The sequence below is a fragment of the Acidobacteriota bacterium genome (assembly GCA_018001935.1).
GTDB lineage: Bacteria > Acidobacteriota > JAAYUB01 > JAAYUB01 > JAAYUB01 > JAGNHB01.
The window spans coordinates 93,454-104,872 of record JAGNHB010000007.1 but is presented as its reverse complement, the minus strand read 5'-3'; the positions used below and the strand labels follow the sequence as shown (position 1 = coordinate 104,872).

The following is an 11,419-nucleotide window of genomic DNA, read 5'->3' as shown; positions in this document are numbered from 1 at the left end:
CCGCCCCCCGAGGAGCAGGGTGCGCCGAAGGGCCGCCCGCCCGGTTTCAGGGCTTCGCGGTCGGTTTCTTGCCGGTGTAGGGCTTGTATTCATACAGCATGGCCTTTGTGATCCGCCGGGCCACCTCGCGCGCACCGCTGCCGCTCAGGTGGGTGTAATCGGGGGCTGCGAGCTTCCTCTCCACCCAGACGGGCATCGAGTTCTCCCCCCCCATGGCCTCGTAGAGGTTCCAGAAGGCCACCCCCGCGTTTTTCGCCGCGTTCCGCTGGGCCCGGATGATCAGCGGGATGGCCGGGTTGGTCTGGTATTCCATGTCGACGTGAACGCTCTTGTCCGGGGCGCTGATCACCAGGATCCCCGTGTCCGGGAAGAGGTTCCGCAACCGCGTCAGCACCTGCGTCAGCCCCTTCTCGTACCAGCCGAAGGAGCGCATCTCGGGGTCGGCGATGTTCGCCCCGTACTGCAGGATGATGAGCCGGTAGTTCAGGTGGCTGTTGAACGTCTTCCAGACCGCGTCGGGGATCTGGTTCAGGTTGGTGCCGCTGGAGCCGCGGAACGAGAAATTGTCGACGTACACACCGCCGTTGTCGCTCTCCACGAAGGCGCCGTAGATCGCCAGCGGCGCGTTGGTGGAGAAGAACACCTTCGCGCGCCGCGTCATGCCCCCGGTCAGGTCGATCTCCTGGATGCCCTCGCAGTTGCCCAGTCGGACGTCCTGGAAGCGGTCGTCGCCGAAGTTCACGTGCAGGACGGCCTCGCCGTTGAGGAAACCGTAGAACATGCGCACCACGTTGAAGGGCGCCGACTTGTCGGGCACCCCGTACTCCACCCACGACTGGGTGTGGCCCGACGGGGCATCCCCCGCCTCGTACCGGCCCCGGGCGGGCACGAAGAGGTATCCGGAAATACCGATGGGGAAACGGTAAGGGTTCTGGTTCCGGATGGAGTAGGTCTGCCAGTTCTCCGAGAAGTTGTGGAGGACGCTGGCCCGGAACTTGGAGACGGAGGACGTGATGGGGACGAAACCGATCCCCGAACCGCCGAAGATGTCCTGGAGGTTCCTCCGGACGTCCTGGGAGATGAGGTCCCCCTCGATGGTGGAGTCCCCGAACCAGGCGACGCGGACCTTCTCGGTCCCCTTCAGGCCCGAGAGGGCGCTGAAGAAGGGTTTCAGCCCGCCCCCGCCGTCCCCGCTGAAGTCCTCGATCCGGTAGACGTCGCGGGCGTCGATGTCCGGCAGGACCCGCGGGACGAAATCCGGTTCCGTATCCTGTTTTTCCGCGATTTTTACGTCAGGTATGGCATTGAGGTTGGGAACTTTTCTCTTTTGTTTGATCCTGATATCCGACAATATATCGGTTTTCCTGGTTTTTACACCCAGGAAGACAGTGCTGTCCACCATCGACAACCCGAGCATCAGCAGAGTGGTCAATGCGGTCAGCAACAGGGTCCGGATCGGGCGTTCGCTCTCTCTCATGGCTGAAACCGGCGGGTCGCTCCCCCGTGATGCGGATAACCGTGCGTTGGTCCCTCGACCAATACTTCAGGTTATCACGATGTCAGGAGCGGATCAAGGTCGGAGTTCGGCCGATCGGACCGCCAGGGCGTCCCGTTCGAGGGAGGCCGGGGTGTCTTCGCCCCACCCGGGGCGGAGGACCCGGAGCAGGACTTTCCGGCGGCCGAACTGGATGGCCCCCCGGTGGGTCTTGATGTAGATGTCGACTTTCGGGCCTTTCACCAGGCCCCCGGAGTCGAGCGCATAGTAGATCCCGGAGTAGGGTCCGGCCGACACTTCGAGAATGGAACCGAAGGGGATGACCGCCGGGTCCACGGCGAGGGTCCCGGGCCGGGTGCGGGTCCCGGTCCGCGTGATCCCGCGCAGGCAGTAGGCCGTCGCGGTGAACTCCTTCCACTCGGGAGAACGGACGCTCTCGAACGGCGGGATGGTGACAATGTGAGGAGACGGGGCGACGGGCGGGAGGGCCGGGAAGGAAACGGTCCCGTCCGGGGGGGGGGATGTCGTGGATGACGTCGGTCTCGATGGCGATCCCGCGCTCGACGGGCTGCATCTCGGCCCTGACCGCCTGGTCCGGGCTGAGCAGGTGAACGAACAGCAGCCCGTCGAGGAGGAAAAGTATAACATACACAGTTTTTTTCAATTTAATTCAAGCCTCCATTGTAATCGTACAAAATACGGGACGATTATAACCCGCTTGTCAAGCCCAAAAATGAAAAAATGGGCAAAGTGTCCATAAACACAGGGATATTAAGTGTTTGAAATCCGGCGGGGAGCGGTTGGGGCGCTACTCCTGTTTCTTGAGGTAATCACTCAGGTGATCGAGGTCCGCATCCGGGATTTCCACGATTTCGACCCCCATCCCGAACTGTTCGACGGAGGCGCGGACGATCCCCTTGCCCTCGACCTTCTGGCCGTCCACGGAGAAGGAGAACTCCACCGGCGTCCCCACGCCGAAGATGGTGAGGGTGTCCACGAAGAAGCCGCCCTCGCTGAGGTCGGTGATGCGCCCGCTGATGTTGTACCCCTCGATGGTCATCTCCACGCTGAGGATGAGCCCCACGCGCCGGTGCCGCCGCTTTTCGCCGTCCTCCGCCGCCTGGCGACGGGAGAGGGAGGCCGCCCCGGGAAGGTGGGCCGCCGAGGTCCCGCTCGGGGAGACGAGGTTGAACGCGGCCATCTGGATCGACGCGCGCTGCTGTTCGAAGTGGCTCTTGAGAAAGCGGGCGATTTTCGCGAGGTCCTCCGCCCGCTGCCGCATGTCCGCCATGTGAAGGGAGCCGGACTGGATCTCCATGACAATGCGGTCCAGGTGGCCGATCGCCGCGTGGTAGGTCAACATTTTTTCGTCCATGCCCAAGACCTCGCAAACCCGAGAATAGGGCTGATTTTGCGGTGACTCGCCGCGGTTGTCAAGAGAATTTCCCGCCGGGAATTTTCAGGATTCGGCAAAAAAAGTTCGGATTTTCTCCCGCGAAAACGTTTGTATGGGTAAGAGGAACCCACGACCCGGAGGAGGGGCGGGATGACGGAGATCACGCGGAAGGAGACGGGCCTGCCGGGCGGAAGCGAAAGCGCTGACTTCCTGACGGGTGTTCCCCCGGTTGGCACGGAATTGCCGCACCCCGCGGTGGTTCTCCTGAACCTTCTCGTGATCCACCAGGTCCCCGGGGTAGGGCGCCGGCGCGTCCTGGAACTGGTGGACCAGTCGCCGGGAATGCTGTCGGACCCGGTGGGCGCCGCGTTCTGGAACCACCTGGAGCGGAGGCTCAAGCTTTCCGTGCCCCACCCCGAGCGGCAGGGCATGGTGCGCAAGGCGGAGACAACGCTGGAGGGCGCCGGGAAAGGGGATTTCGGGGTCCTCCACCTCTTCGGCCCCGCTTACCCGCCCCTCCTCAAGGAACTCTACGACCCACCCCTGGTCCTGTTCCACCGGGGCGACGCGGGCCTGCTGACCCGGCCGTGCATCGCCGTCGTCGGGGCCCGCAAGAGCACCGACTACGGCGTGGCGGTGGCGCAGGATCTGTCGCTCCGCCTGGCGAAGGCCGGGCTGGTGGTGGTCTCGGGGATGGCCCTGGGGGCCGACTCCTCGGCCCACGTGGGCGCCCTGAAAGCGGGTGGGAAGACCGTCGCCGTCCTGGGGTCGGGGGTCGACGTCCCCTATCCCCGGCAGGCCGCCGCCATCTACCGGCGGATCTGCGGCGAGGGCTGCGTGGTCAGCGAGTTCCCCCCGGGGACCTGGGCGGCCCCGCAGAACTTCCCCATCCGCAACCGGCTCATCAGCGGGTTGTGCCTGGGCACGGTCATCGTGGAGGCCACGGAGCGGAGCGGGTCCCTGATCACCGCCCGGTTGGCCCTCGAGCAGGGGCGGGAACTCTTCGCCGTGCCGGGGCCGGTCCACTCGCCCCTCAGCGTGGGCCCCAACTACTTGATCAAACAGGGCGCCAAACTGGTCCAGGTCTGGCAGGACGTGGTGGAGGAACTCCCCGCCGGCGTCCGCGACAAATTGGCCTACCGGCCCTGCACGCTGCCCGGGGAAGCCCTTCCGGAAGCGACGTTGTCGGGGGGGGTGACAAATCACCCTTTGACATCGGAAGAGAAAAGAGTGTATAACCTGCTCTTTTTCGACCGGAAGGTCCACCTGGAAACCCTCCTGGAACAGGCGGGCTTCTCGGCCGGGGCCCTTGCGGGCATACTGCTCAAGCTGCAGTTCGACGGCCTCATCCTCGAGGTCCCGGGTCAGTACTTCATTCGGAACGTAAGGAACAACTGATGAAAAAATCACTCGTCATCGTGGAGTCGCCCGCCAAGGCGAAAACCATTTCCAAGTACCTGGGGGACGCCTTCGAGGTCAGGGCCTCCGTGGGCCACATCATCGACCTTCCGAAGAAGAAGCTCGGGGTGGACGTCGCCCACGATTTCAAGACCGACTACGAGGTCATCCCGGGGAAGGAAAAAGTCGTCCACGAGCTGGAGCGGGCGGCCAAGCGGGCGGACACCGTCTTCCTCGCGGCCGACCCGGACCGGGAGGGGGAAGCCATCTGCCAGCACCTCCACGACGTCGTCGCCCGGGAGAACCCCCGGGTCTTCCGCGTCCTCTTCCACGAGATCACCCGCGAGGCGGTCCGGAAGGCCTTCGAACACCCGGGGGAAATCGACCGGAACCTGGTGCAGGCCCAGAACACGCGCCGGATCCTGGACCGCCTCGTCGGGTACAAGATCAGCCCGCTCCTCTGGCAGAAGGTGAAGCGGGGCCTCTCCGCCGGGCGGGTGCAGACGGTGGCGCTGCGGCTGATCGTGGACCGCGAGCGGGAGATCCGGGCCTTCGTGTCGGAGGAGTACTGGACGTTCACCGCCCACCTCAAGGCCGCCAAACCGCCCACGTTCAAGGCCCGGGCCGTCAAGTTGGACGGGAAGAAGTTCAAGGTGGCCAACGGCGAGGACGCGGCCGCCTTGAAGGCCGAACTCGAGGCGGCCCCCTTCCTCGTCGAGTCCGTCCAGAAGACCCTCAAGAAGCAGCAGCCCCGGCCGCCCTTCATCACCAGCAAGCTCCAGCAGGAGGCCAACCGCAAATTCCGCTTCACGGCGCGCAAGACCATGCAGGTCGCCCAGAAGCTCTACGAGGGCATCGAGTACGGCAGCGAGGGGAGCGTCGGCCTGATCACCTACATGCGCACCGACTCCACACGGATCGCCCCGTCGGCCCTAGAGGCCGTCCGCGGGCACATCCTCGAGACCTACGGGAAAGAGTACCTCCCGGGAAAGGCGCGGCTTTTCCAGAAGTCCGAGGGGGCCCAGGACGCCCACGAGGCCATCCGCCCCACCGACGTCCGGCGGACCCCGGAGGCGGTCCGGCCGTTTCTGGACAGCGATCAGTACAAGCTCTACACGCTGATCTGGCAGCGCTTCGTCGCCTCCCAGATGGAGGCGGCCGTGTTCGACCACACGGACATCAAGGTGGCCGCCGGCCGGTGCCTCTTCCAGGCGACGGGGGACGTCCTGCGCTTCCCGGGCTTCCTCAAGGTTTACAAGGAAGTGGCCGAGGAGGGCGAGCAGGGGCCCGACGGCGCCGCCGAGGGGATGCTCCCGCCGGTGGAGCCGAAGGAACTGCTCAAGCTCCTCGAACTCGCCACCCTGCAGCAGTTCACCCAGCCCCCGCAGCGCTACACCGAGGCGACGCTCATCAAGGCGCTCGAGGAGAAGGGGATCGGCCGGCCCAGCACCTACGCACAGATCGTGAACGTGATCCAGGACCGCGAGTACGTCAACAAGGACGAAGGGAAATTCAGCCCCTCCGAAACCGGGGAGATCGTCATCGACCTGGTGACGGAGAGCTTCGCCACCCTCTTCAACTACGACTACACCGCCGGGATGGAGAAGGACCTGGACCTGATCGAGCAGGGGAAGAAGAACTGGCTCGAGGAGTTGAAGACCTTCTACGCCGACTTCTCGAAGACCCTGAAGAAGGCCGAGAAGGAGATGAAGAACCTCCGCCAGGTGGTGGAGGAGACCGAAGAGACGTGCGACAAGTGCGGGGCGTCCATGCAGATCCGGTGGGGGCGCTTCGGGCGCTTCCTGTCGTGCAGCCGTTACCCCGAGTGCAAGAGCGCCCGGGACCTGCCCAACGGCAAGCCCACCGCGGCGCCCGCCCCCGCGGCCGCCGGGGAAGGGGAGGGGGCCGCCGAGGCCTGCGACAAGTGCGGCGCCCCCATGGTCCTGAAGAAGGGGCGCTTCGGCGAGTTTCTCTCCTGCTCGGCTTACCCCGAGTGCAGGAACACCCGGAAGATCGTCAAGGGGAAGGCCAGGCCCGTCGTGGAGCCGAAGGTGCTCGACGAGGCCTGCCCCGTGTGCGGCAAGCCCCTGGCGGAGAAGCAGGGGCGCTACGGGACCTTCGTCTCCTGCACCGGCTACCCCAAGTGCACCTACGTGAAGCGGGAGATGCTGGGGATGAAGTGCCCCCGGCCGGGGTGCACCGGGGAGATCGTCGTCAACCGTCGCGGGCGGGGCAAGGTCTTCTACGGCTGTTCCAACTACCCCAAGTGCGACTTCACCAGCTGGACCAAGCCGGTGGCCGTGGCCTGCCGGGAGTGCGGCAGCCCCTACCTCGTGGAGAAGCCGTCGAAGAAGGAGGGGACGATCCTCTCCTGCCCCGCCAAGGGATGCCGCCACCACGAAAAGGCCCCCGTTCCCGCAGGTCGTCCCGACCCGGGCGAGAGGGAACCGGAAAAACAGAGTCCGTCTGCCAGGGAGGAACCATGAATTTCGTCGGAACCGATGCCCGTCCGGGGCTGAAAACGGTCTTTTCCCTGATGGTGCTGGCCCTTGTGCTGCTACCGGCCTGCCAGAAGTCGTCGTCCGACCCCTCCCTGCCCGGGTGGCCGGGCGCGGCCGGGGGGGCGTCCCCCCAACCTCTCCCCATGGAGGACAACCCTGCCTTCCTGGAGGCCTATTACAAGGTTTTCAACCTGTTGACGGCGGAAGGCGGCGCCGGCGACGAGCAGGCGATCGCGGAACTGCAGCGCTTCGTTTCCGACCCGGCAACGCCGCGGTGGGGAAAAGTCATGGCCCTGGTCGACCTGGCGGCGCTGGGCTTCAAGCACGGGAACGCCGACCTTGGCCTCGGCAGCTTCGAGAAGGCGGTGGACGAGGGTTTCAACGACTTCATTTTCGTCCACCAGACCGACTGCCTGAAGAGTTACTTCTCCGACCCGCGTTTTCAGGCGGCCTACGGCAGGATGACCATCTCCCCCGCCGACCGGCACGAGATGACCTGGCTGCACCAGGAGTACATGGCCACAAACCACGATACGTCCATGATGATCACCGCCAACATGAACCGCAAGGACGAGGACCGGACCGGGATCGTGCAGGTGGACCTCCCCACCCGGCCCACCGGCTCCATCACCCTCATCGGCCTCCGCCAGGTGCTGCGGCTCGTCCAGCGCTACCAGCGGGACCTGGTGGCACAGAGCGACCAGTCGCGGATCATGCACCTGATGAACCGGAACATCATCGACAACATGAACCCTTCCTCCGGGTCCTACGGCTACGGCAACGACCCCGGCGAGCAGCGCCGGCGCTCGAGCCTGGCGGCCCAGCAGCGTTTCGAGCAGCACCGGGCCGACATCGCCCGCCGCCAGTACAACCCGCCCGGCAACCTGTCGGAGTCCCCCGAACCGGTCCCCCCCCTGGGCAGCCTGCAGCTTCAATAACCACGACCTCCGTAAACAGTGGCGCCTCTCTCCAGGGCGGCCAGGCAAACAGGGGGGTCACCTCACTCGACATGCTGGGTTTCCACCTTTGTGCGGGGCAGTTATCTCTTTCATCCCGATGGGTCACGCCGGTCCCCTGAGCCGCGGGCCGGACGGAACCCGTCTTGCCAGTGACCCTCGCCCCGACCCGCAGTGAAAACTTCCTGTCGGAGCTGAGGATGCGAGTGTCCCGGACCTGGTGCCGGCCGTTACGAGAAATTTACGAAAAACCGGGTGGGAGTGCGATATTCTGCAAGGCGAGGGACGGCCCTTCGTCGGAGTGAGACGACCGGGTGGGATAACCCGGAATTTCTGCACGGGTGAGTTCGGCATGAGGATCAGAGGGCTTTTCACGTGGCTGGTCACCGGATTGTTCACAGCCTTCCCGGCCGCGGGGCTGAAGGAGGAACTCTTCCTGGCGGCCGGGCGCGGGCAGGCGGGGGACATCCGCTACCTCCTGGACCACGGGGCGCCCCTCGATGACAAGGACGACTCGGGGCGGACGCCGCTCGAGGTAGCGGCCGACGAGGGCCATGCGAATGCCGTACAGATCCTGATCCAGCGCGGGGCAAGTGTCCGGACGAAGGACGCGGAAGGCCTGAGCCCGCTCCTGAGGGTGGTGAACGACCGTTCGAAGCGGGAGGTGGTCCACCTCCTCCTGGAGGCCGGGGCGGACCCGAACGTCGCCGACAAGGAGGGGACGCCGGCCCTGTTTCTCGCCATGCAGGCCGGCGCGGAAATGGTCCAGTCCCTCCTGGACCACGGCGCGAAACCGGATTTCCGTGGCCGGGAGAATGACCCGGCGCTTCTGGCGGCACTCCGCATCGGGGACGACGACCTGGCGAAGCGGCTGATCGACCGCGGGGCCGACGTGAACTTCCGGGCGGAAAACGGCGATACGCCCATCACCGTGGCGGCGAAAGAAGCGGAAGCGGCGACGGTGGCCCTCCTGGCCGACCTGGGGGCGGACGTCGAGACGAAGAACGCCGACGGGGAGACGCCGCTGATCCTGTGCTGCTACGGCGGGCGAACCAAGGTGGCCCGCGTCCTCCTCGACCGGGGGGCCGACGTCAACCGGCGCCACGGACAGGGGCACACGGCCCTGACCATCGCCGCCCGCTCGGGCTCCCTCGACCTGGTGAAACTGCTGGTGGAGCGGGGCTCCGGCGCTCGGATCCGTGACGCCTCCGGCTGGACACCCACGCTGATCGCCGCCTGGTGCGGCTACGACGCCGCGGCGGTGTACCTTCACGGGGTGACCGGCGGGGACTTCCCGGTGCCTTCCGCCCTCGACGGCCTCCCGCACGAGAAGATCATGGAGCGGTTCTTCTACTGCGCCTTCCTGGACACCCCCGCGGAACTGAAGGAACTGGCGGACCGGGGTGCCGACCCCCGGGACACCGGCCCCAACAACCTGACGGCCCTGATGCTGGCCGCAGCCTGCGGGAAGACCGACAACGTCCGCTTCCTGCTCGACCGCGGGGCGGACGTGAACGCCGCCGACGGGGACGGGAGCACGGCCCTCATGTATGCCGCCGGGCGGGACCGGGACGAGATCGTCCGCCTGCTGCTGGAGAAGGGTGCCGACCCGACGATGAAGAACCGGTTCGGCAACCCGGCGTTCCTCTGGGCGGCCCGCAACGGTTCCGCCCGGGCGGTCGTGCCGCTGCTGCGGCGGACGCGGGACCGGGAGGAGGCGGTTCGGGCGCTGTTCGAGGCCATCCGGTGCCGCAAGCCGGAGGTCGTGCAGGCGATCCTGGCGGCAGGCCTGGCTCCCGTGGACGCCGTCGACGCGGACGGCGACCCGGCCCTGGTCAAGGCCGTGAAGCTCGGGGAAAAGCCCCTGGTGGACGTCATTCTCTCTCACGGCCCCACCCTCGACCGCCCGGGCCGGGACGGGTACTCCGCGCTGGGTGAGGCTTTTCGCTGGTCGTGTAACTCGCGTGACCTGGTGCGCCTGCTCCTGGACCGGGGGGTCCGGCTGGGCGAGAGAGAGAAGAAGTCGACGGTCGCCACCCTGATGCTTGCCTGGCGGGAGGGGGACGACGAGCGCGCCCGGTTGCTGCTGGCCGCCGGCACAGCGGTTCCCGGGGCCACGGCCGACGACTGGAGCGCCAACATGAGCTTCACCTTGCTGAACGAGGGCATCCCGGGCGCGAAGAACCTTCTGAAACATCTCCCGGAAGAAGGCGGCGGGCCGGATTTCGGAGCCGGGTGTCTCCAGGACATCATCGAATCGGGCGACGCGGACCTGCTGGCGTGGGCCCTGGAAAAAGCCCGGTGCTCAAAGCTGCCGGGAGGGGACAGCCCGGCGGCCCGCCGGCAGTGGTTCCTCTGCACGGCCGCGGGCCTCGGCCGCCCGGAGGCGGTCGCCGGGCTCGTCGACCGGGGGGCCGACCCGAACGCCGCCGGCCCGCCGGACACGGCCCCGCCCCTCGTCCCCGCCGTCCGGAGCGGTTACACGGGGACCGTGCTCCGGCTGCTCGAGAAAGGGGCGAAGGTCGACACAGTGTACGACGGCGACAACCTGCTCCGCATCGCCATCCGCGGCGACCAGGAGGAGACGGCCCTGGCGCTGCTGGAACACGGCGCCGGCCCCGCGGGCGACGGGCCCGGCGAACCGTCGTTCCTGGCGGCCGCCGCGGAGGCCAGGATGGGAGCCCTCGCCCGACGGATGCTGAAACTCGGGTGGGACCCGAACGGCGGTCCAGGGGACCGGAGGTCCACGCCCCTGGCGCTCGCCGTGCGGAACCAGGACCTCGACCTGGTCCACGTCCTGCTCGCGGCCGGCGCGGACCCCTGCCGAAACCAGTCGCCCGACGAACCCGACGCCGTCCTGGAGAACGCTTCCACCGACAGTCTGCGCCGGGCCCTGGAGCCCGCGGTCCGAACGTCGCGGGCCCGGAAGGGCCTCGTCATGATCAAGGCCCTCCTGGACGGCCATTGGGAGGAGGCCGGGCGGTCGCTCCGCCGGGGCGCGGACCCGGGAGCCGCAGACGAGGACGGGCGCCCCGTCCTGTTCTACGCCGTCGACGCCGGGGCGCCCGCGGGGTTCGTCCGCGAACTGCTGGCGAGGGGCGCCGACGCGTCCTTCCGCGACCCGGAGACGGGCGACACGGCCCTGCACCGTGCCTGCTCGTCCTGTAACACCGAACTGGCCCGGTTGCTTCTTCCCTACGTCCGGCCGATCCTCGAGAACCGCGAGGGGCGGACTCCCCTCGACCTCGCCCGGGACGCCGGCTGCGAGGACCTGGCCCGGCTGCTGAAGGGGAAGTGATATCCGATAAAAGCCGGCTTTTTGTCCGTCTATCCGTTCGGATCGAGAAGTCCGGAGGCACTTGCCCGCTGTCGGTCGGCGAACCGCGGCGGGGTCGCCCCCGCCGGCCCGTCCGAAGGGCCCACCGGAAGCGCCTGCGGACCCGAAGCGGGGGCCGGCGGCGGCCTCGTATTCCCTGGCCCTTCCACGCCCGCTCCCGTGTTACAATACCCTTTATGAAACGCCGACAGATGAGATCTTTGTCAAAACGAGCAAGAAACCAGGAGCGACCCCTCAAGCAAGCGGTCGGATGCGGGACGAGGAAGAGATCCTTCAGGGTCCCCATCATTTCCGACCGCGTCCCCTCCGTGCCCCCGTGTTTCCGGGAGAGATCCA

7 protein-coding genes are annotated in these 11,419 nt (G+C 66.9%); 4 read left to right on the top strand and 3 right to left on the bottom strand.

The window, feature by feature from the left end; genetic code table 11:
* Positions 1 to 46: 46 nt before the first annotated feature.
* From KA419_04700 to KA419_04690, 3 genes are all read right to left on the bottom strand, one after another.
* Positions 47 to 1,477 (bottom strand): hypothetical protein, encoded by a 1,431-nt coding sequence (locus KA419_04700; GenBank protein MBP7865228.1) that lies wholly within the window; start codon positions 1,475 to 1,477, stop codon positions 47 to 49.
* A 93-nt stretch (positions 1,478 to 1,570) separates the two neighbouring features.
* Positions 1,571 to 1,831 carry a 3D domain-containing protein gene (locus tag KA419_04695; protein ID MBP7865227.1) on the bottom strand — a complete coding sequence of 87 codons (261 nt, stop codon included), beginning with the start codon at positions 1,829 to 1,831 and terminating at the stop codon, positions 1,571 to 1,573.
* A 472-nt stretch (positions 1,832 to 2,303) separates the two neighbouring features.
* The gene (locus KA419_04690) at positions 2,304 to 2,870 is read right to left on the bottom strand and encodes a PilZ domain-containing protein (GenBank protein ID MBP7865226.1); all 567 of its coding nucleotides are present in this window, start codon (positions 2,868 to 2,870) and stop codon (positions 2,304 to 2,306) included.
* 171 nt (positions 2,871 to 3,041) lie between these two features.
* On the opposite strand from KA419_04690, the gene dprA reads away from it, so the two are divergent.
* The 4 genes from dprA (at position 3,042) to KA419_04670 (ending at position 11,044) form a co-directional block, all read left to right on the top strand.
* Positions 3,042 to 4,289, top strand: a complete 1,248-nt coding sequence (gene dprA / locus KA419_04685) for a DNA-processing protein DprA (GenBank protein ID MBP7865225.1) — start codon at positions 3,042 to 3,044, stop codon at positions 4,287 to 4,289.
* Entirely contained in the window at positions 4,289 to 6,775 is a 2,487-nt protein-coding gene (topA, locus tag KA419_04680) for a type I DNA topoisomerase (protein MBP7865224.1), read from the top strand. The genes dprA and topA overlap by 1 nt, the downstream gene beginning before the upstream one ends.
* Complete coding sequence (locus KA419_04675; GenBank protein MBP7865223.1) at positions 6,772 to 7,728, top strand: hypothetical protein; 957 nt, start codon at positions 6,772 to 6,774, stop codon at positions 7,726 to 7,728. Before topA ends, KA419_04675 begins: the two co-directional genes overlap by 4 nt.
* Before the next feature lie 370 nt (positions 7,729 to 8,098).
* Positions 8,099 to 11,044 carry an ankyrin repeat domain-containing protein gene (locus tag KA419_04670; protein ID MBP7865222.1) on the top strand — a complete coding sequence of 982 codons (2,946 nt, stop codon included), beginning with the start codon at positions 8,099 to 8,101 and terminating at the stop codon, positions 11,042 to 11,044.
* Positions 11,045 to 11,419: the final 375 nt, after the last annotated feature.

Coding starts and splice junctions, on each gene's coding strand:
- KA419_04700 (MBP7865228.1), bottom strand. CDS start 1,477: ATGAGAGAGAGCGAACGCCCGATCCGGACCCTGTTGCTGACCGCATTG.
- topA (MBP7865224.1), top strand. CDS start 4,289: ATGAAAAAATCACTCGTCATCGTGGAGTCGCCCGCCAAGGCGAAAACC.
- KA419_04675 (MBP7865223.1), top strand. CDS start 6,772: ATGAATTTCGTCGGAACCGATGCCCGTCCGGGGCTGAAAACGGTCTTT.
- dprA (MBP7865225.1), top strand. CDS start 3,042: ATGACGGAGATCACGCGGAAGGAGACGGGCCTGCCGGGCGGAAGCGAA.
- KA419_04690 (MBP7865226.1), bottom strand. CDS start 2,870: ATGGACGAAAAAATGTTGACCTACCACGCGGCGATCGGCCACCTGGAC.
- KA419_04670 (MBP7865222.1), top strand. CDS start 8,099: ATGAGGATCAGAGGGCTTTTCACGTGGCTGGTCACCGGATTGTTCACA.